At 51.2% G+C, this 20,772-nt stretch carries 16 protein-coding genes and 5 pseudogenes; 6 read left to right on the top strand and 15 right to left on the bottom strand.

Translation table 11 applies throughout. The features are described 5' to 3' along the window. Nucleotides 1-81: 81 nt before the first annotated feature. Nucleotides 82-321: pseudogene (locus DK872_RS27740) on the top strand (LysR family transcriptional regulator); the annotation flags it as partial. A 55-nt stretch (nucleotides 322-376) separates the two neighbouring features. On the opposite strand, the pseudogene DK872_RS28075 reads toward DK872_RS27740, so the two are convergent. From DK872_RS28075 to DK872_RS26395, 3 genes and pseudogenes are all read right to left on the bottom strand, one after another. Beyond that, a pseudogene (locus DK872_RS28075) lies at nucleotides 377-949 on the bottom strand (SMP-30/gluconolactonase/LRE family protein). Nucleotides 950-1,050: 101 nt separating this feature from the next. Then, on the bottom strand, nucleotides 1,051-1,524 hold the full coding sequence (locus DK872_RS26400) for a DMT family transporter (RefSeq protein WP_161518397.1): 474 nt from the start codon (nucleotides 1,522-1,524) through the stop codon (nucleotides 1,051-1,053). Nucleotides 1,525-1,538: 14 nt separating this feature from the next. Further along, nucleotides 1,539-2,936, bottom strand: coding sequence for an amidohydrolase family protein (locus DK872_RS26395; RefSeq protein ID WP_007370407.1), 1,398 nt, complete (start codon nucleotides 2,934-2,936; stop codon nucleotides 1,539-1,541). Nucleotides 2,937-3,081: 145 nt separating this feature from the next. Between DK872_RS26395 and DK872_RS26390 the strand changes: the two genes are divergently transcribed. Further along, nucleotides 3,082-3,981, top strand: coding sequence for a LysR substrate-binding domain-containing protein (locus tag DK872_RS26390; RefSeq protein WP_007370406.1), 900 nt, complete (start codon nucleotides 3,082-3,084; stop codon nucleotides 3,979-3,981). A 116-nt stretch (nucleotides 3,982-4,097) separates the two neighbouring features. Here the strand turns inward: DK872_RS26390 and DK872_RS26385 are convergent, their stop codons facing one another. After that, nucleotides 4,098-4,904: an SDR family NAD(P)-dependent oxidoreductase gene (locus DK872_RS26385; protein ID WP_035887697.1), complete on the bottom strand. Its 807-nt coding sequence runs from the start codon at nucleotides 4,902-4,904 to the stop codon at nucleotides 4,098-4,100. Between the two features lie 173 nt (nucleotides 4,905-5,077). On the opposite strand from DK872_RS26385, the gene DK872_RS26380 reads away from it, so the two are divergent. Beyond that, nucleotides 5,078-6,265: an MFS transporter gene (locus DK872_RS26380; RefSeq protein ID WP_035887695.1), complete on the top strand. Its 1,188-nt coding sequence runs from the start codon at nucleotides 5,078-5,080 to the stop codon at nucleotides 6,263-6,265. Here the strand turns inward: DK872_RS26380 and DK872_RS26375 are convergent. From DK872_RS26375 to DK872_RS26365, 5 genes and pseudogenes are all read right to left on the bottom strand, one after another. Beyond that, nucleotides 6,242-8,989, bottom strand: coding sequence for a winged helix-turn-helix domain-containing protein (locus tag DK872_RS26375; RefSeq protein WP_237656194.1), 2,748 nt, complete (start codon nucleotides 8,987-8,989; stop codon nucleotides 6,242-6,244). The genes DK872_RS26380 and DK872_RS26375 overlap by 24 nt on opposite strands. 850 nt (nucleotides 8,990-9,839) lie before the next feature. Then, nucleotides 9,840-10,727: a colanic acid biosynthesis glycosyltransferase WcaA gene (gene wcaA / locus DK872_RS26370; RefSeq protein ID WP_255416478.1), complete on the bottom strand. Its 888-nt coding sequence runs from the start codon at nucleotides 10,725-10,727 to the stop codon at nucleotides 9,840-9,842. Between the two features lie 9 nt (nucleotides 10,728-10,736). Continuing rightward, nucleotides 10,737-11,045: pseudogene (locus DK872_RS27860) on the bottom strand (pentapeptide repeat-containing protein); the annotation flags it as partial. A gap of 247 nt (nucleotides 11,046-11,292) precedes the next feature. Further along, nucleotides 11,293-11,736 (bottom strand): annotated as a pseudogene (locus tag DK872_RS27730) (integrase core domain-containing protein); the annotation flags it as partial. Nucleotides 11,737-12,245: 509 nt separating this feature from the next. Next, nucleotides 12,246-12,674: a hypothetical protein gene (locus DK872_RS26365; RefSeq protein WP_107147135.1), complete on the bottom strand. Its 429-nt coding sequence runs from the start codon at nucleotides 12,672-12,674 to the stop codon at nucleotides 12,246-12,248. A 420-nt stretch (nucleotides 12,675-13,094) separates the two neighbouring features. On the opposite strand from DK872_RS26365, the gene DK872_RS26360 reads away from it, so the two are divergent. Beyond that, entirely contained in the window at nucleotides 13,095-13,397 is a 303-nt protein-coding gene (locus tag DK872_RS26360; RefSeq protein WP_007370400.1) for a hypothetical protein, read from the top strand. On the opposite strand, the pseudogene DK872_RS27725 reads toward DK872_RS26360, so the two are convergent. After that, a pseudogene (locus DK872_RS27725) lies at nucleotides 13,389-13,658 on the bottom strand (site-specific integrase); the annotation flags it as partial. The gene DK872_RS26360 and the pseudogene DK872_RS27725 overlap by 9 nt on opposite strands. 232 nt (nucleotides 13,659-13,890) lie before the next feature. Here DK872_RS27725 and mutS point away from each other — a divergent pair. Next, complete coding sequence (gene mutS, locus DK872_RS26355; protein ID WP_035887689.1) at nucleotides 13,891-16,452, top strand: DNA mismatch repair protein MutS; 2,562 nt, start codon at nucleotides 13,891-13,893, stop codon at nucleotides 16,450-16,452. A gap of 97 nt (nucleotides 16,453-16,549) precedes the next feature. On the opposite strand, the gene DK872_RS26350 is transcribed toward mutS, so the two are convergent. The 3 genes from DK872_RS26350 to DK872_RS26340 are packed head-to-tail and all read right to left on the bottom strand — an operon-like array spanning nucleotide 16,550 to nucleotide 18,820. Continuing rightward, nucleotides 16,550-16,786, bottom strand: coding sequence for a non-oxidative hydroxyarylic acid decarboxylases subunit D (locus DK872_RS26350; RefSeq protein WP_007370397.1), 237 nt, complete (start codon nucleotides 16,784-16,786; stop codon nucleotides 16,550-16,552). A 10-nt stretch (nucleotides 16,787-16,796) separates the two neighbouring features. Continuing rightward, entirely contained in the window at nucleotides 16,797-18,227 is a 1,431-nt protein-coding gene (locus tag DK872_RS26345) for a non-oxidative hydroxyarylic acid decarboxylases subunit C (RefSeq protein WP_161518395.1), read from the bottom strand. Beyond that, nucleotides 18,227-18,820: a non-oxidative hydroxyarylic acid decarboxylases subunit B gene (locus DK872_RS26340; RefSeq protein WP_161518394.1), complete on the bottom strand. Its 594-nt coding sequence runs from the start codon at nucleotides 18,818-18,820 to the stop codon at nucleotides 18,227-18,229. The genes DK872_RS26345 and DK872_RS26340 overlap by 1 nt, the downstream gene beginning before the upstream one ends. A 170-nt stretch (nucleotides 18,821-18,990) precedes the next feature. Here DK872_RS26340 and DK872_RS26335 point away from each other — a divergent pair, with 170 nt between their 5' ends. Beyond that, the gene (locus DK872_RS26335; protein ID WP_007370394.1) at nucleotides 18,991-19,401 is read left to right on the top strand and encodes a MarR family winged helix-turn-helix transcriptional regulator; all 411 of its coding nucleotides are present in this window, start codon (nucleotides 18,991-18,993) and stop codon (nucleotides 19,399-19,401) included. Between the two features lie 59 nt (nucleotides 19,402-19,460). Here the strand turns inward: DK872_RS26335 and rpoS are convergent, their stop codons facing one another. Together rpoS and DK872_RS26325 are read right to left on the bottom strand one after the other, a co-directional pair. Then, complete coding sequence (gene rpoS, locus DK872_RS26330; protein ID WP_007370393.1) at nucleotides 19,461-20,453, bottom strand: RNA polymerase sigma factor RpoS; 993 nt, start codon at nucleotides 20,451-20,453, stop codon at nucleotides 19,461-19,463. A gap of 124 nt (nucleotides 20,454-20,577) precedes the next feature. Next, nucleotides 20,578-20,772 (bottom strand): peptidoglycan DD-metalloendopeptidase family protein (locus DK872_RS26325; RefSeq protein ID WP_161519086.1); only part of this gene is annotated, 195 nt, incomplete at its 5' end.

The raw sequence follows: 20,772 nt of genomic DNA, 5'->3' as shown, positions 1-20,772 counted from the left end.
CGCGTGTAAACGTCCATCCGTTTAATTCGCACGAAGTGTTGCAAAAAAGAGAACGCCATTATGTTTGCCTTCTCCCGGTAGCTGATCTATTTCACCGAGGTGGTCCCCAGGGTTCACTGCGAAAGGCTTCCGGGACGCTGCATGTGTCGACATCCTCTATCGACCGACAGATTTTATGAGTGGAACAGCCGCTGGATATGCCGCTGTTTGAATGTCTTCCATAAAAATTACGTATGACGGCGGGCGGGAGAAATCCTGCAAAACGCGGAGAAGAACTGGCAGCGTAAGTTTGGTCGCGCCTGTACTCAGTTGGGTGATTTGAACTGCTCCCCGTTGATCAATATACCGTTCTGCCTGCATGCGATAATCAGAGCCGTTACGTTGTGTACGCTGCAAACCAACTTTCTGGCAAACCGGCGTATAGGTCTGATTCGGCCTTCATCAGTGCGCCGTCGTACCTTGACGGCGCAGAGAGGCTCACACAGGCACTGAGGCAATACAGGGTTGTGAATCCCTCGCCTGCCAGCGTCGAACAGGTGCTTTGGATTCCAGGGGATGTATGGCCGCATTGAGTCGGTGAAATTTACCGACCACTTTGACGGGATAACTGTCATCCATGGTTCCAAAGACAAAGTTACCAGAACGGTCGCTCCGGCCATCTCCGATACGGGTACCCGCTTCCCCTGGGGACGCTGCAACTGCGGTAAAAATACCAGTACTGAGTTCATAAAAGCCTAAGCCGGACGCCAGCCCCATCAGCAGGACATCCCGTCTTTTCGGTAAAGGCAAACGATCCAAGGCGTTCAGGCAGAGACCATCGCATCACAACGTTACTGTCTTCTTGTAAGACGAGTAGTTCACTACCTTCAATGTCCGTCCAGAACAGCCGGCGTGTTCTTTCGCACCAGAGAGGACACTCTCCCAGCAAATTTCTGACATCAGTTGCCATGTTATTTCTCCAGGGAAAAGTACGCAGTAGCTTAAATAAATGCACACGGATGTCTGCAGCAGGGCAAACCCGTAATAAGCAGGGAGCAGTATTTCACTCTGTTAATGCAGAAAACGCTCAGAAAGCCGATCGCCGAACAGCATGATGGCAAGCCCTGCCAGCATGACCAGCATGCCACCCAGCTTTAGCACCGAAACCGGACGCCGGATGGCACCCAGCAAACCAAAATGGTCAATCACCTGCGACGAAAGCAGTTGCCCGACAATCGCCAGCCCGAGCAGGGCTGAAAAACCAATTTTCGGCGCGAGCACGACATAGCTGAACAGGGCACATGTACCGATCAGCCCGCCCGCCAGACTCCACAGTGGCTGAGATGGAATGGCGGCAAGCGAGGTGAATAATCCTCCCCGCAGCAACGAGTAAACCGCGAGGCTGAACGCCCCGGCCGCAAAGGAAAACAGCGCGGCAGTCACTGCATCTCCGCCTAACCCTCTTGCCAGTTGGCTGTTCAGGGTCGTCTGCAGGGTGATCCCGAGGCCTGCGGCAAACGCGATTACGTAATAAATCATGCTCATGCGTTTCATCTCTGTCAGTGTGTCTGCTCCAGCGGCAGGAAGGTTTCCGCAAAAATATCAGGCTTATATCCTGCAGCAGCAAACAGATGTTGACGCGATTCATCAATCGCTGCGTGAAGTCGCGAGCTGTCGACGCCCACGACTTTGCCGTTCTGCTTGACGATGCGTCCGCCGATCATGACGGTATCAATGTTGCTGCGCTCTGTCGCATGTACCACCGTGCCAAAGGCATTCCCGGAGGGATAAAGGTTGATGTCGCTGGCGTTAATCAGGATCAGATCGGCTTGTTTACCCGGTGTCAGGCTGCCGATTTTGTCCTGTAGCCCGGCACAGGCCGCGCCATCGACGGTCGCCGCTTTAAGGAGTTGTGCCGCCGGAAGTGTTGTCAGCGAATGTGCGGAATCGCAGCAGTGCTGCTTGTGCCTGCCCATCACCCGCTGCAGGTAAAAGGCCACGCGCATTTCCATAAACATATCGGTACTGTAGGACGTTTCGTTATCCACGCTCAGGCCCGGGTTGATACCGTGACGTTGCGCAGCCTCAATGGCAAACATACCGTCTTCAATGCCATAGTGCGCATCAGAACGCGGGCAGACGTTCACCCGGACACCCGCTTCGCGCAGGATTTTCCATCCTTCGTCAGGCAGCGATGTGCAATGATTGAAAATATTGTCCGGCCCGAGAAGGCCCCGCTGATGCAGCGATTCAAGCTCAGAGGCCATCTCAGCACCAAAGAATTCAGTGACGATCGGCACCCCCAGCCTGCGGGCCTCGGCCCACATCTCTGGCTCCAGTTGAGCCATAACCGCAAGAGAAACAAGGCCTTCAGGATTGTTCCTGAAATACTTTTCCTGCAGGCGTTGCCAGTTACCGGGCCAGTGCGCCTTGTCCCATTCACCCGATACCGGTGCGCCGGAAGCGTGTACAGCGCGGATGCCCGCATCAAGCAAAGCCTCAACGGCCGCGTCTGAATGCGCAGCGGTGCGGCTGTTATGGGAATTATCAATGATTGTCGTGATGCCTGCGTCAATCGCGCCCAGCGCTGTCAGCAGGTTACCCACATAGATATCGGAAGGGCGATAGTATTTGGCAAAAGAGAAGTGCGTGGCGTTGCTGTAATCGTCCAGACAGGTGGCATTAGGGTTAATGCGGCGCAGTTGTCCTTCCCAGGAGTGACGATGAGAATCCACCATCCCCGGCATGGCAATCATGTTTGCGGCGTCTATGACGCGGGCTTTCTCTGCGTTCAGGTTCTGACCCACGGCGGTAATGGTTGACCCGCTGATAAGAATATCACCGCGCTCAATATTCCCTACGTTATCATCCATACTCAGTATCGTTGCGCCACGGATCAACGTCGCAGGGGAAGTTGTATTCTGATTATTAACAATATTTCTCACGTAATCGGTCATTTAAAGAGCCTCTTTTCTGGTCAACAGAAAAACGATACGTCACTCAATTAACCTGAAAAAGATGCTTAACGCGTTTTCATTATTCATAATCTGCGAATAATGAAGTTAACTATCGGCAGCGTTATCGGCTCTGGAGAGAAGGACTATGGATCGTATTCAGGCGATGCAGATTTTTACGCGGGTTGCTGAAGCCGGAAGCTTCGTGCGCGCGGCTCAGACGCTTTCACTGCCGTCATCAACCGTCACCAGCGCCATTAAAAACCTTGAGAAATACCTGCAGGTACGCCTGCTTAACAGGACAACGCGGCGGGTGAGCCTCACTCCCGAAGGTTTACAGTATCTTGCACAGTGCCGGGAAATACTCTCGTTAATCGAGCATGCTGAATCCAGCCTGACGGACGCCGTCAAAAGGCCACAGGGACGTTTACGGGTGGATATGCCCGGAGGGATCGCCCATTTCATCGTCATGCCAAATCTGAAAGATTTTTACCGGCGTTATCCGGACATCTACCTGATGATAGGAGTAAGCGATCGGCAGGTCGATCTTGTCCAGGAGGGCGTGGACTGTGTGATCAGAACGGGGGAACTGAGCAACTCGACGCTGGTTGCCCGCCTGCTGGGCCGCTTTCGCTGGATAACCTGCGCCTCGCCGGACTATCTCAGGGAATACGGTATTCCGCAGTCGCCCGTAGAGTTGTCCCGGCATCGGGCAATCCACTACTTTTCCAGCCAGGCGAGGCGTGCGAACGAATTGCGCTTTGTCCGCGGAGCAGAAACACTTTCCGTTCCTGTAAGCGGAGAAACCGCCGTCAATGAAACAGGACTGTATATCAAAATGTGTCTTGACGGTTTCGGGCTGGCGCAGCTTGCCGAGCGTATTGTCTCGGAGCATCTGCAGGAAGGAAGGTTAATCGAGGTTCTGGCAGACTGGCAGCCGCCATCAGTGCCGGTCACATTGCTTTATCCGCATCAACGCTTTCTTTCTCCCGCCGTGCGCGCCTTTGCGGACTGGGTTGCCGCGCTCATAGAAAAACCAGCCCGTTAAACTTGCCGATACCAACCGATACGCGCAGATTCAGGCTTCACGACACTCAATACAACGCGTTTTTGGTCGTGCAATCAGACATGATCCCCGCTCTCATCCTTGAGGGGTGTGAAAAATCACATAAACCGCTCTGCTCCGCCTGAAGCTTCAATTGTCTGCCCGGTAACAAACTGATTTCTATCTGAAAGCAGAAAAGCAGTAATTGATGCAATGTCTTCGGGAAGCCCAAAGCGGCCTACCGGGGTCTTCTCTTTACCCAGTAAAGCCATAACCTCGTCGTCCGTTTTGTCAGCCAGTTCAGGACGCCGAGTGCGGACATTCGGTAGCATATTCTGCGCCCAGTTATCCGTCGCGACAGCGCCTACACCAATAGCATTAACCAGAATGCCATCCGCGGCCACGCTCAGCGCTATGCTACGGGTCAGGTTGTTGATGGCAGCGCTCAGTGCATGTGAGACGGTAAGTTGCGGGTTGGGATAGATGCCGCCAATAGATGAAATATTGACAATCCGTCCCCAGCCTCGTCTTTGCATTCCGGGTATTACAGCCTTGCAAAAGCGTCGCATGGCGGAGAATTTGGTCTCCGTCATTAACTGCCACTCCTCTTCCGGGGTGGTTAACAGCGTGCCCGCATGTGCTCTTCCGGCATTATTCACCAGCAAATCAATGTGCTGAAAAACCTTTTCTGCTTGTTCAACCACCCGAGAAGGTAGGTCGGGATCCGTTACATCCCCGGCGACAGGCAGCGCTGAAACACCATATTTATCGGTGATTTTTTTTGCCGCCAGGATCAGCTCAGGTTCTCGTCTGGAAACCATCACTAAATGCACACCATTGGCGGCCAGTTCTTCACAAATACTGAAACCAATCCCGCTTCGCGCTCCGGTTACCAGAGCCACTTTTCCTGTCAGTTTTAAATCCATGGGTTGCTCCTCAAATTAAGCACTGTTAACAACATAAGAAGGATTAGTAACCGATCTTAATTTCAGAATCTTGGGCAACAGAATTCAGACGTCTGAAAAAAACGGCCAAAGCGTTGAGAGCCGCCTCTGCTTATTCTGCAAAAAAAGAGTGAGCTTAGAGCGAGGAGTGGCCAGTGCGTACGGACAACCACGAGCTTTCTTCTGCCAGGATTCTGATGCTGGCAATAATTTGCTGTATTGTTGTAGCGAATATTTATTTTAACCAATCCGTTCTTAATCTGATCGCGGGTGCCTTTCCCAATGAATGGGAAGCGGTTTCGTTAATCCCCATGGCCACCCAGTTAGGCTATGCGGCGGGTTTATTATTTCTGATCCCACTGGGTGATTATATTGAACGTCAACGGCTTATCCTGCGTCAGGCTCAGGTGCTTTTGCTGGCGCTGATCGGCATGATGCTATCCCCAACGGCGACTGTACTGGTGTTCTTCTCGTTCCTTACGGGTATGGCTGCAACCGTTGCCCAACAAATAGTGCCGCTTGCTGCCTCTCTCTCCAGGCCGTCTTCCCGGGGCAAAACAGTAGGTACCGTGATGAGCGGTGTCCTCGCAGGTATTCTTGCTGGCCGGGCTATCGGAGGCCTCATCGGTCAGTATTTCGACTGGCGTGGCGTCTTTTTGTCCGGCGCGCTCATGACATTGCTGGCGCTATTTTTCATCGCCCGCCTTTTGCCTTCTCAGACGTTGCCCACGCCAACATTTCACTATCTGGCGGTATTACGTTCATTAGGTGATCTGTGGAAAAGCGAGCCGCAAGTACGTAATGCGACGCTGACACAAGCCATGCTGTTTGCCTCCTTCAGCGTGCTGTGGACCGTGCTCCCTTTCTGGTTAGCCCATCGCTACCATTACGGTGCAGGCATAACCGGAACCCTGGCGATTTTGGGACTCATCGGTATTCTGTGTGCGCCTCTGGCGGGAAGTTTCAGTGACCGCCAGGGATCATTTCGAATGGTTGTTTTTGGTGTGTTACTGATGCTGTTCGCCTGGATTGTTTTTTGGGGCTGGAACAGTATGGCGGGTATGGTGGCGGGCATTTTACTCCTGGATGCGGGTGAACAATGTGTACTGATAGCTAACCAGCACACGATTTATTCTTTGCGTCCGGATGCCAGAAACCGGCTTAATACTCTCTTTATGAGCGTTATGTTTATTGGCGGGGCATGCGGTTCATTGGTGGCTACCGGGTTATGGGAGGCAACGCATAGCTGGACACTGATCTCCTCAGCGGGAGCCGGGCTGGTGATGATGGGATTATTAACAGCCGTGAGACGTCAAACTTCAGGTCGCCATTCGGGCACATAGCGCCAGAGCGTGTCTGACATCCGTCGCGCTGTCTGAGCCATCGACATCATGTAAAACGTTTTCTATTAACTGGTTAGCCGCCAATTGTTCTCCGGCTTCCACCAGCAACGTTGCCAGTGAATAAGCAATACGCAGGGACCAACCATGTGCCTGTTGCTGTCGTGCCTTGTTCAGCGCCAGCTCTAACAACGGGCGTTGCTGCTGCGGAGGTAACTGCGCGGCGGAAAGACGCATCAACTCAGGCGCGCACCAGTTTTCATGATCCAGCCTGGCGGTTTGCTGCGATATCCCGATATCAATTTCTGAGAGCAACGGGGAATATTGCCAGTCTAATCCCATCGCACGCAGCGAACTAAACAGTGTACTTTGACCCACGTCGGCATGGCTGAACCGTTTTGCCCAGACAAGAAACAACTCGCCATAGGTCTTCCAGAAATACAAATCATGCTTTTCTGCCAGAAAAATAAGCCAGTTTGCGGCCTTTACAACCCAACGCGGATGGCGATCAAGCGCCGCTGTCATACAGGCACCTTCAGCCAGCGCGCAGCAAAGCGAGCAGGCATGCTGTAAACGCGCGGTTTTTTTCACACCGCGCCATGCCATCTGTTTCGCGGCCTGATACTCCCCCTGTACCCAGAGCAAGCGAGACAGAAAAGCCATACCAGCACTCTGTTGATCAAGACCGAAACGAAAAGAGTGGCTTACGCTCTCCCGATCGTACCAGGCCAGCGATTGCAGCAGGTAATTGCGCCCGACAGCATGCTGCCCTAAAAAATGCAGTGAAACGCCGAGAAGACGTAGCCCGGTAGCCTGCGCCTCCGCGTCTTTGATGGCGAGCGCGAGATCATACAGCGACTGCGCATGCAGAAGCGATGTATTCAGCTCGCCCGTGCGCAAGCAATACAACCATAACCCGTAATGCGCCTGCAAACGTATCTCTTTGTCGTCGAGCTTTTCTGCCAGCGTCAGTGCGGTTTGCCAGGCTGAATGGGTTTCAGATGTCGGGCCTTTTGCCCAGGTTGATGCCTTACCCGCTGCGGCACAGAGATGCATTCTCTGGCGTAACGTTAAAACGACCCGCGAGCTATTTTCATATAACAGAGGAGAGATATGACGCTGACATTCATCATAGAGGGAATATTCAATCCAGAAAGGCGTCATAGCCTGTAAGATCGCCAGCCCTGTAGAGGAATCACGCCCCTCGGTTAATGTTTGCTGTAAAACACTGCGCAAATCATTAAGGATGTGACGATAACGCTCCCGCCACTGTTCCGTCGGCAGCACCAGCCAGTCAGCCTGGGCCTGTTCCACCAGGGCTTTATAATAATCGGCGAAACGGAGAGAAAGTTCTTCATATTCATCATGTTGCCTGAGTTTATTGCAGGCGAACTGGCGCATGGTTTCCAGCAGACGAAAACGGGTTACCGGCACCTGGCTACTGACCTGAATCAGTGAAAGTGCGAGCAACCGCTGCACATCGTCAATCACCTGCCAGTAATGCTTGTCCCTGGACACCAGAAAATCAGTGACGGATTGCATACTGAACGTGTCGGTGAAGATGCCCAGCGTTCTGAATAACCGCTGTTCGCGCGCGTTGAGTAACTGATAAGTCCATTCCAGCGTGGTCACTATTTTCTGGTGTCTGGGAACCAGTGCGCTGTGCGTATTGCTCAATAGCTGGAAACGGTCCTCCAGACGGCTATAGATCTCGCTGACGCTCATTACTGGCAGACGGGAGGCTGCAAGTTCAATTGCCAACGGCAATCCATCAAGATGGCGGCATAATTTGCCAATCAGCGACAATTCACTGTCAGAGGGATGAAAATCATGTCGGTTGGCCTGTACACGCTCGATAAAGAGACGGACGCTGGCAAAAGAGAGTAGCGTTTGCTTATCGCTGTCTGTCTGTTCAGGAATTTGTAATGGCGGTAATAAATATTGTTGCTCGCCAGCAATCTGTAATGCTACCTGACTGGTCAACAACAGCCTGCTATGGGGAGCCACGTGCAACAGCGAGGTTATCACCGGTTCCAGTTCATTAATTAAATGTTCGCAGTTATCAACCAGCAGTAAACAGCGGCGTCGCGCAAGCTGTTGCCGTAAATCGGCATCATGATGCAGGCTAACTAATGGAAGATGTAGCGCCTGAGAAAACACAGATAACAAGCTGGAGGCTTCGGTGATATGCGCCAGTTCAACCACGCAAGTTCCCTCCGGAAAATGCGTGCGCATAAGATTGACGACTTCCCACGCCAGACGCGTTTTCCCCACGCCCCCGGAACCTGTAATCGTGACCAGAGGGTGGTGATTTAATAACGTACAGACGTCCTGCACAGCCTGGTCCCGCCCTAAAATCGACGTCAGAAAAGGGGTAACAACAGGCTCGGGTAGCTCTGGTTTCGCAGGCGTTTGCAGCGGTGCACTATTGATATTTAAGCGGTAACCACAACCAAATTCGGTGACAAGTAGATGCCGATCGTGACCCAGAATGCGGCGTATAGCGGAGATTTGCGCCTGAAGATTATTTTCTTCGACAATTTCATTTCCCCACACCTGAACAAGTAAAGCCTCTTTACTTACCGCTTTACCTCCAGCCCGCAGCAGCACAACCAGGACATCAAACGCTCTGGCAGAAATTCTTACAGGCTTACCCCGGTGCAACAAAATTCTCAGCTGGGGCCAGATTTGCCATTCGGCAAAGTGCATCTCATCGGTTGTTATCATGGTGTTGAGATCTTCTGTTTTTGACCATCCGGATGCACTGCGCGCAGAGAAAGCCATCTTTAACGGAAGTCATTATCAGCATCGGGTTATGCAGTGAGTGTGCTCTTCGGCCTGTATTTCACCGGCGCCATCCGGAACCGCGTATAAAAAGAACCACGGCCTCACTGTAACATAGCCTTTAATCGCTATGGGTCTAACAGGCACCTCAGAGACATTTTAGAGGGCGTATCTTCAGCAACACCCCGGAGAGTTTTATTGAGTATTACACTGGGATAATTGATAACAGTAAGCGCCGACACCACTCCGGTTACCTGATGCCACCGGCAGAATATGAACGCCGGGCTCCGGGGAAGTCCAGGTTTTCAAAAACTGAAACCGAGCAATTTAGGACGTGCTGTAATTACATCTTTCTGAAAGAGTGAGTCTATCTGTTTTAGTTTCGCGTACCTCGTTTTCGTTTCCCAAACAGAACTCATTCAAGAGCCTTAAGGAATATCTGAGGTGATAATTGTTTCAGTGATACTGCCACTGTAACGCCTGAAAGCGGCAGGTTGACGGCTATTCTCAAGAAAGTAAATTAAGCCCAATAATATTCAGCAGCAACTCATCTCCGGCACCTTTATTTGATGAAATTCAGGTGACCATCTTCAGAAAACACACCGATAAAGATCCAGACTGCTATGTAATAAAATAGTCGATAATGTCACAACATTTCTGACACACCCATTGACTGAACCCTGCAACACTCTATATAATTCTGGAACAGAACAAGAGCAATAAATATAAAACATAATTCTTTATTTTGTATGCTTACAACCTAACCCTAAAGAGTACAAATATGTTTTACATATCAGAACTTCCTCTTTCTGAAATTTGAGTACATCATGAAGTATCTTTTAAAATTTCGTACAGTCATTAACCTCATTAAAGTCTTAAGGGACATTTTTTTGTTTCTGATATAATACAAAGTAAATAATTGATATTTTACACTGGAAGTGTCAAATTTGGATTTGTGTTTCCTGTAGAAATTTAAATAACCGGAAAATTTTCTACCAGAACACGTTATACGAACCTCACCATGATTGACGTAAAGGATTTGTGTAATATTTTCCAATTTAAACGGAGAGCCATATACTTCTGCGAGGCGATAAAAAGCATCATAATCTTGAGCCGCAGTCAATTCTGTATCGAATAGCACTTTCTGCATACGACTTGTTACTGTAAATACCTGATTACCAATAACATTCTTCTTATCAAATAGACTTTTTTTGTAATTGGGTTTGGGGTAGATCTTTAGATCATCAATGCTGTCATAGCTGGCACTTTCACACAAATAGTCTCCTGCATATAAAAAACCGTGATAGTTAAGTTTATATCGGTATGAAAGAAAAGATGACAATCGCGATGAAAGCCACTCGTCATCGTCGTCAAGACCGGTTATAAAGTCCCCTTTAGCAAGACGGATTGCCTGGTTTCTTACAGCACATGCTCCCGAGTTGTATTCATTTCTAATATAAATAATACGTGGATCATTAAGGTCGGATATAAACTTTTGCAGCAACTTAAACGATGATGAGAAATCATCAACGATAATGAGTTCCCAGTGTTCATAGTCCTGCTTTAACACAGAGTAAATAGCTCTAATGGTCAGTTTTTCCCGGTTCCATGTCGGCATATAGATAGAGATCAGTGGTCGTGCTGAAAGAGTATCAGATGCAAGATCATCTCGCTCAGAGATGGCGCCAGTGAAACTTGCTTTATCAAAATCACTCCCGGAAAAATCCACGCATGTACAGTCTGAATAATTAAAGTTAGCGCCCTGCATTTTACAGTTACTCAGATTCACACCCCTTAGATTACTGTAAGAAAAGTCAGTATCACGAATATCACTAAAAGATAAATCACTACCTGATAAATTAATATCCCGCAAATTAAGCCTCCGTAAGTCCATAAACCGAAGATCTGCGCCTGGCAGATCTGATTTATTATGTAGTTTTTTAATTGCAGCATGCTGATGTTTAAGAAATTTTCTTTCGATATTCGTTTTACTGTTCATTCTAAATAGTGACTTCTAAGATAAACACGTCTTAAGTTAATCACCCTGTTATTCCCCCGGCAATCCCAAATTTTCACTTTCAGAAATATATCAATACATTTATTAACGATACGTAATTTTTGTTTATGTTTTCCTGAAAATCTGGCTACCTGACCCCCACATATCCTTTAGCTTGAGAAGCGCAACGACTCAGTCAGTAGAGTACTGTCCAGAGCAGTGAGCTCGTCCTGATGTAAGTAGACCATTCTTAGTTCCATGCACTTTTTGAGATCCCGAACCTTTGATGTTCCAGGCGGTATTCCTCCAGTGTCATGTTATTCAGTGATTCGTGCGGGCGTTCATTGTTGTATTCTGTCCCCCCATTCCGTCATCTCCCGCACTTCATTCAGGGTTCTGAACAGATAAAAATCGAGTATTTCTATACTGATATGTTCGGTTAAAGCGTTCTATAAAAGCATTCAGAGTGGATTTCTCCAGCCGAATAAATTCCAGCTTTACCGCATATGCATCTCTGCTCATTCAGCCAGCGTCGGAGAAATAAACTCCGGGTCATTATCCATACGAAGCGATGACGAAATATCCATGGTTGGCCGCGCTGCTGTCGAGTACTCGGACCACTGGTTTCAGATCCAGCGTCGACCGACAACGCCTCTCGATTAAGGTCAGCGATGATCTGATGCTCAGTAAAACGGGCTTTACGCATAGCGATCTCCTTCGCTGGCAAATTGAATATGTCGGAAGATCTCTGAAAGTGAATGGTTCGTTTTAGCGGGATACTTACAGTTACTCCGGGTGACAATCTGATTTGTTGTCACAGCATCTCGCGCGAAGAGCTGATGCGTCTTCTTGAAACAGGCCGAACTGGGTACGCCGGTAAGCCCTTGATAAAAGAAGAATGCGTCAGGTTTGAGGACGATTAACCCTGCACAGATATCATCTTCTGGAGCCCTGGGCCTCCCAGGCTGGCAGAAAAATAACCGTTCAGGTACCGGAGCCACACGATTATCACATCAGAGTGATAACGATTAGACTTCCGTTATTTCTATTGATGCATTATCGCTACGGGCGGTAAGGGGTTTTGATTGAAGAAGATATATTAATCTCGCTGTCCATCAATGTTGCAGTGTAACCTGGAAATATATGTATTACGTAGCGGCTCATTTGAGCCGCATTACAAATTAAAGCCCTTTTAAAAGGCTTCTAGTTAATACTCCAGTAATCTACAACATCATTGCGGTTAAAGGTTATATAAAGGCGGTTTCCGTGTATCTCAGTATTTCCACTGCGTTTGTCTGAAAGCTTACCGGCTGTTGATGATGCTTCGCTGGCTGTGTTGGCCATGCCCAGTGCACTGCTAACAGCCCCCGCTCCCGGTATGTAGCCCGCCAGAGAAGATACACTGCTGTAGTCAGCATTTTTATGATAAACCCACGTAGTGCCATTTGAAGATTTTTCATTATCATCAGGAACGCCATAAAGTTGCTGTACCTGAGCTTTTGTCGTTTTACCCTCAACAATATGTGATTGAACATATGAAGCACTGAATTTATCTTCTCCTCCCCCCATAGATGAGCATGCGCTCAACAAAATAGCGGAAACAACAACAAGACATTTTAGGCTGCTATTCATTTGTAACCTCATTGTTAGTTTTGTGTAAAGTTTCTGCTTTCTATTACCATGAGTTTCAAAGACAGGCAACAAATTCTGTTGAATAACAATAGAAATGCAGGGGAAATAAATATCCCTGAAATCTTCCCTGGCAACTTAATTCTTTGTTTTATTTGGAAACCCATGCTCATTAAGTCTTAATTTCTGAATTAAGAATAGTTAAAGGTAACTAAACTATAAGCGATTAAAATTGTCAGGATTTGTTGAAAGACATTTGCAATAGCATCCCTCGGGTAGAGTGCTTGAGACTCAACGACAACCTGCAATCAGTAGTGCTGGAATTTCAGGAGCCGGGGGAGGGGCACTGGCGCACCTGTATGCGTGGTTATTGGTGCTTTTGTTGGCAGTCGCATGGGACATCAATGGGTTCCGGGACTAACCATGTTTAAGCTGCCGGACAACGTTACACTTCAACTCAGGGAAGAACCTATACCGACATCAATGGGAAAATATGAAGTCCTGATTGCTGGAAAAGGTGCGGACATTATGGTTCCTGTACAGGTGCCAGAAGCTGCTGTTCAGGTGGATGATAAACGGCTGCTGTTATTTCTTACTGATGACGTTCTCTATGAAGAAGCGCTTAAAATCGCACTGCTCGATCCGAAAGATGGAGCGAAAGAAATACTGACGCTGGGTAGCGCATACCTGACAGGATCGTTTACTGACCTGAACATATTGCGGTAACTGCTCCAGAATACCAGTTAGGCTGGTCGTTGTAAGAGCAACCTTGCCGTTGCGCTGAATACGGTTAAGCAATGCATTCCTGGCCTCTTTCGCGCGGATGGCTTTATCTACCGCTGCCGTGACGTGTATCTCCCGGTATTTACGCCCCTTTCCCTACCTGACTGTAAGAATGCCATTGTCATAGCCCCAGCGATCAAGGCTGGCCCCTTCCCCGGCCCGTAAGCCCGCACCGCAAAGGATCATTACAATGGCGGTATCACGATCATAGCGGAATATCAGCTTTATCTTTGTCACCCGGCTTTATCATTTCTACCGCTTTAAACGTCAGTGGCTTTGCCTGTTGTTTTCCTGCCATAAAGACTCCGTTATCATGCTTACTCCGCATTCCTGGGAAAACCTTCAGAATGCTTGTGAATGAGGCAAGGCGATACGCAACAAGAATGATAAAAATCGCCGGCTCGTTAAAATTTAAGCACATGGACATCATAAACTGATGAGTACACTAGAGAATTTCGACGCGCATACGCCAATGATGCAGCAGTACCTGAAGCTGAAAGCACAGCATCCGGACATTCTGCTGTTCTACCGGATGGGCGACTTTTACGAACTATTTTATGACGATGCGAAACGCGCTTCGCAGCTTATGGATATTTCACTGACCAAACGTGGCGCATCGGCAGGTGAGCCGATCCCGATGGCCGGGGTTCCGCATCATGCGGTGGAAAACTATCTGGCGAAGCTGGTGAGTCTTGGCGAATCCGTGGCGATTTGCGAGCAAATCGGCGATCCGGCAACCAGCAAGGGGCCGGTTGAGCGCAAAGTGGTGCGCATCGTAACGCCAGGCACCATCAGCGATGAAGCGCTGTTGCAGGAGCGTCAGGATAATCTGCTGGCCGCCATCTGGCAGGACAGCAAAGGTTTTGGCTACGCCACGCTGGATATCAGCTCCGGGCGTTTTCGCGTCAGCGAACCGGCCGATCGCGACACCATGGCCGCCGAGTTACAGCGCACCAATCCCGCCGAGTTGCTCTATGCCGAAGACTTTGCCGAAACGGCGCTGATTGAAGGCCGCCGCGGTCTGCGGCGCCGTCCGCTGTGGGAGTTCGAAATTGATACCGCCCGCCAGCAGCTAAACCTGCAATTTGGCACCCGCGATCTGGTCGGCTTTGGGGTGGAAAACGCACCTCGGGGCCTGTGCGCAGCCGGCTGTCTGCTGCAGTATGTCAAAGACACGCAGCGCACTGCCCTGCCGCATATTCGCTCCATCACCATGGAGCGCCAGCAGGACACCATCATTATGGATGCCGCGACGCGCCGGAATCTGGAGATCACGCAGAACCTGGCGGGCGGTGTCGAAAATACGCTGGCCTCGGTACTTGATTGTACCGTAACGCCAATGGGCAGCCGCATGCTGAAACGCTGGCTGCATATGCCGGTTCGCGATACAAAAGTGCTGACGGAACGCCAGCAAACCATTGGCGCATTGCAGGATCACTGCGGCGAGCTACAACCGGTGCTGCGTCAGGTGGGCGATCTGGAGCGTATTCTGGCACGTCTGGCGCTGCGCACTGCGCGTCCGCGCGACCTGGCGCGTATGCGTCACGCTTTCCAGCAACTGCCGGAACTGCGCGCGCAACTGGCGGAAGTGAAAAGCGCGCCGGTGCAGGCGCTGCGCGAAAAGATGGGCGAGTTCAGCGAACTGCGCGAACTGCTGGAGCGCGCAATTATCGATGCGCCGCCAGTGCTGGTGCGCGATGGCGGCGTGATTGCGCCGGGTTATAACGCCGAACTGGACGAATGGCGCGGTCTGGCGGATGGCGCGACTGACTATCTTGATCGGCTGGAGATCCGCGAGCGCGAACGCCTCGGGCTGGATACGCTGAAAGTGGGTTATAACGCGGTACACGGTTACTACATCCAGATTAGCCGCGGGCAAAGCCATCTGGCGCCGATCCATTACGTACGTCGCCAGACGCTGAAAAATGCCGAACGCTACATTATTCCGGAACTGAAAGAGTACGAAGACAAAGTTCTGACCTCGAAAGGCAAAGCGCTGGCGCTGGAAAAACAGCTTTATGAGGAGCTGTTCGATCTGCTGATGCCGCATCTGGGCGACCTGCAACAGAGCGCCTCTGCGCTGGCGGAACTGGATGTGCTGGTGAACCTGGCGGAACGCGCTTACACTCTGAATTACAGTTGCCCAACCTTCACTGATAAACCAGGCATCCGCATTACCGAAGGGCGTCATCCGGTGGTCGAGCAGGTGCTGAAAGAGCCGTTTATTGCTAACCCGCTGAATTTATCGCCGCAGCGCCGGATGTTAATCATCACCGGGCCGAACATGGGCGGTAAAAGTACCTATATGCGCCAGACTGCGCTGATTGCGCTGCTGGCCTATATCGGCAGCTATGTGCCCGCGCAAAAAGTCGAAATCGGCCCAATCGACCGCATCTTTACCCGCGTCGGCGCGGCAGACGATCTGGCCAGCGGCCGTTCGACCTTTATGGTGGAGATGACCGAAACCGCCAACATCCTGCATAACGCCACAGAAAACAGTCTGGTGCTGATGGATGAAATTGGTCGCGGAACATCGACCTATGATGGTCTGTCGCTGGCATGGGCGTGTGCGGAAAACCTGGCGAATAAAATCAAGGCATTGACGCTGTTCGCGACTCACTACTTTGAGCTGACGCAACTGCCGGAAAAAATGGAAGGCGTGGCAAACGTGCATCTCGACGCGCTGGAGCATGGCGATACCATCGCCTTTATGCACAGCGTGCAGGACGGCGCAGCCAGTAAGAGTTACGGTCTGGCGGTCGCTGCGCTGGCGGGCGTGCCGAAAGAGGTGATTAAACGTGCACGCAGCAAATTGCGCGAGCTGGAAAGCCTGTCGCCGAATGCGGCGGCCACGCAAATAGACGGCACGCAGATGTCGCTGTTGGCTCCGGCAGAAGAGACCAGCCCGGCAGTGGAAGCGCTGGAAAACCTCGATCCGGACAGCTTAACGCCGCGTCAGGCACTGGAATGGATTTACCGCCTGAAGAGCCTGGTGTAAGGCGCTGATTGCCGGTTGGCGCTTATCCAGCCTGGAAGTTTTCCGCGCAGTGATCAAATCCGGCCAGCAATTCTGTGCAGGCCGGGCTTCCATGCGGTTACCGTTGATTTTCTGCCAGCAGCGGCGGAATCGTCGGCACCTGCGGTGCGTCATCAATATCTTTCTGCGTTATACGAAACGCCTGTGGATAGTGCTCGCGGCTGGTACGACGCAGTGGTTCGGTATCACGCCAGGTGTATAAACAGTGCTGGCACTGGTACACCGTCCAGACCCCTTTTACCGGCGACGTCGCCATGATTTCAATGTGCTCATCGGCACAACGTGGACAGATCATTTTTCGCTCCTTATTTTTGGCGGCTCGCCAGCATGGCGGTCAGTTTTTCAGCCCATTCTTTGGTTTCCGGCAAATCACGTACCGGCTGGCTGTAGTGGCCACGGTTATCCGGCGCAACCGGCGTGGTGGCATCAATAATCAGTTTGTCGGTGATACCGGCCGGGCTTGAACCCGGATCGAGTTCCAGTACCGACATATTCGGCAACTGCACCAGATCGCCTGCCGGGTTTACTTTCGACGACAGCGCCCACATCACCTGCGGCAAATTAAACGGATCGACGTCTTCATCGACCATGATCACCATCTTCACGTAACCGAGGCCGTGCGGCGTGGTCATGGCGCGCAAACCCACCGCGCGGGCAAAGCCGCCGTAACGTTTTTTGGTGGAGATAATCGCCAACAGACCGTGGGTATACATGGCGTTTACCGCCTGCACTTCCGGGAACTCGGCTTTCAGTTGCTGGTACAGCGGCACACAGGTTGCTGGCCCTATCAGATAATCGATTTCCGTCCATGGCATGCCAAGGTAAAGGGATTCAAAAATCGGTTTCGTGCGATAAGAGACTTTATCGATGCGTACCACTGTCATGTTGCGCCCGCCGGAATAGTGGCCGGTGAACTCACCGAACGGCCCTTCGATCTCGCGCTTACGTCCTTCGATCACCCCTTCGAGGATCACTTCCGATCCCCATGGCACATCGAAACCGGTCAGCGGCGCGGTAGCAATCGGATACGGGCTTTCACGCAACGCGCCCGCCATCTCATATTCCGACTGATCGTATTTCAGCGGCGTGGCGCCCATCAGGGTAATAATCGGATCGTTGCCGAGCGTAATCGCGATGGGCAGATCCTCGCCGCGCTCTTCCGCTTTATGCAGATGCAGCGCAATATCGTGCATCGGTACCGGTTGCAGGCCGAGTTTGCGTTTGCCCTTCACTTCCATGCGGTAGATGCCAACGTTCTGCTTGCCAAAATGATCGGGATCGAGCGGATCGCGGGAAACAACGCAGGCTTTATCAAGGTAGAAACCGCCATCGCCATCGTTCAGGCGGAACAGCGGTAGAATATCGAACAGATTGATGTCATCCCCATCGACACTGTTCTCCGCCCACGGCGGATTGTCGCGACGTTCCGGGGCGACCGGGAACTTATCCCAGCGACGGATAAATTCGTCAATCTGCTGCTTAACCGGCGTGTTCGGCGGTAATCCCAGCGAAATCGCGTGGTTCTGCCACGAACCGATAGTGTTCATCGTGACGCGGGCATCAACAAAGCCGCGGATATTATCGAACCACAGTGCGGGAGCGCCTTCGCCAATGCGGCCGGTCGCGTTCGCGGCAGCGGCCAAATCCGGCTCGGCATTCACCTCTTCACTGATTTTCAGCAACTGTCCTTGCTCGTCCAGCGCCTGTAAAAAACTGTGTAAATCATCAAAAGCCATTATGCATTCTCCTGTGAATAATTCTGTGCCGCCTGCAAACCACCCCAGCGCTTCGCCTGCGGTAGCGAAAGACCGAACTGATCCAGCACGCGGGCGACAATATGCAGCGTGACGTCGTCAATCGTTTGTGGATGGTTGTACCAGGCGGGCATCGGCGGAACCATGGCGACTCCCAGGCGGGATAATGCGAGCATATTTTCCAGATGGATGGCGCTCAGCGGCATTTCGCGCGGCACCAGCACCAACTTGCGCCCCTCTTTCAGCACCACATCGGCGGCGCGTCCAACCAGCCCTTCGGCATAATCCGCGCGAATACCTGCAAGCGTTTTCATACTGCATGGAATGATGATCATGCCGTCGGTATGAAACGATCCGGAGGAGATTGTCGCCGCTTGATCCGCCGGGTTATGGCAATGATCCGCCAACGCAGCAACTTCACGCGGGCTAAAAGGGGTTTCCAGTTCAATGGTCGTTTTTGCCCATTTCGACATCACCAGATGCGTTTCTACCTGCGGCATCTGCTGCAATGCCTGCAACAGTGCAACCGCCAATGGCGCGCCCGTCGCACCGGTCATTCCGACAATTAGCTTCATTCTCCACCTCAATATTGTTCGTATACGAACGTTATGAGATACACTACGCCTGCAAAACGATCCTGACAAGGCATCCCAAAACGTTGCGGCACGAAAAGTGAAATTGAGGATCGTTATAAAGCAGCGCAGAAGCCGCTATGATAAGAAGAAGATCATGATGGAGAGCGCTAATGAAATTAAGGAATGAAGCATTTCACCTGTTGCGCCAGCTTTTTCAACAGCATACCTCACAGTGGCAGCAGGCGCTGCCCGAGTTGACTAAGCCACAATACGCGGTGATGCGCTCAATTGCAGAAAACCCGGGCATTGAGCAGGTTGCGTTAACGGAGGTGGCTGTCAGCACCAAGGCGACGCTGGCGGAGATGCTGAGCCGTATGGAGAGTCGGGGATTAGTGCGGCGGGAAAACGATCCGGCGGATAAGCGTCGGCGGTTTATCTATCTGACGCCGGAAGGAGAAAGGCTGCTGGCAAGCAGTATTCCCGTCGGCAACGGCGTGGATCAGGCGTTTCTTGGCCGTCTGAGCGCCGAAGAGCAAACCGCTTTTTCAGCGCTAATCAGAAAGATGATGGATAAAGCGTAACCGCAGAAAAGAAAAAGGCCGCGTCATCTGCGACCGGCCTTTTTGGCTTGAAAGGATGCTTATTCGCGGAACAGCGCTTCGATATTCAGCCCTTGCGTTTGCAGGATTTCACGCAAACGACGCAGACCTTCCACCTGAATCTGACGAACACGTTCACGGGTGAGACCAATTTCACGGCCCACATCTTCCAGTGTCGCAGCTTCATAGCCCAGCAGACCGAAACGACGCGCCAGCACTTCACGCTGTTTGGCGTTCAGTTCGAACAGCCATTTGACGATACTTTGTTTCATATCATCATCTTGCGTGGTGTCTTCCGGACCGTTGTCTTTTTCATCGGCCAGGATATCCAGCAGCGCTTTTTCAGAATCGCCGCCTAACGGCGTATCAACTGAGGTAATGCGCTCGTTGAGACGCAGCATACGGCTCACGTCATCAACCGGTTTGTCCAGCCGTTCAGCTATCTCTTCCGCACTCGGTTCGTGGTCCAGCTTATGGGACAACTCACGCGCGGTACGCAGATAGACGTTCAGCTCTTTAACAATGTGAATTGGCAGACGAATGGTGCGGGTTTGGTTCATAATCGCCCGCTCAATAGTCTGACGAATCCACCAGGTTGCATACGTTGAAAAACGGAACCCACGTTCAGGGTCAAATTTCTCAACGGCACGGATCAGCCCCAGGTTACCCTCTTCAATCAGATCCAGCAGCGCCAGACCACGATTACTGTAACGACGGGCAATCTTAACCACCAGACGCAGGTTGCTCTCGATCATGCGACGGCGGGAAGCGACGTCACCGCGTAGTGCGCGGCGTGCAAAATAGACCTCTTCTTCGGCCGTTAATAGTGGGGAGTACCCAATTTCCCCAAGGTACAGCTGAGTAGCATCTAATACACGCTGGGTTGCCCCCTGCGATAACAGCTCCTCTTCAGCCAGGTCATTATCACTGGGTTCCTCTTCTACTAAGGCTTTTTCGTCAAAAACCTCTGCTCCGTTTTCATCAAATTCCGCGTCTTCATTTAAATCATGAACTTTCAGCGTATTCTGATTCATAAGGTGGCTCCTACCCGTGATCCCTGGGCAACGCTCCTGAAAACGCCTCATTGCGCCCGTTGCAGCGGCATCTGCGCGCACTGCAACGGCTCAGATGGGGAGTCTTCAACAACCTTGCACCGATTTATCGCTGCGGCAAATAGCGCAGCGGGTTTACGGATTTCCCCTTGTAACGAATTTCAAAATGCAAGCGTGTAGAACTGGTTCCGGTGCTACCCATGGTAGCTATTTTTTTTTTTTTTTTAACTTCTTGTTGTTCCCGGACCAGCATTGTGTCGTTATGGGCGTAGGCACTCAGGTAATCATCGTTATGTTTTAT

Origin of the sequence: Kosakonia sp. MH5 (assembly GCF_009935945.1) — a bacterium.
GTDB lineage: Bacteria > Pseudomonadota > Gammaproteobacteria > Enterobacterales > Enterobacteriaceae > Kosakonia > Kosakonia radicincitans.
The sequence above is the reverse complement of the archived record's forward strand: the minus strand, read 5'-3'. Positions and strand labels throughout refer to the sequence as shown.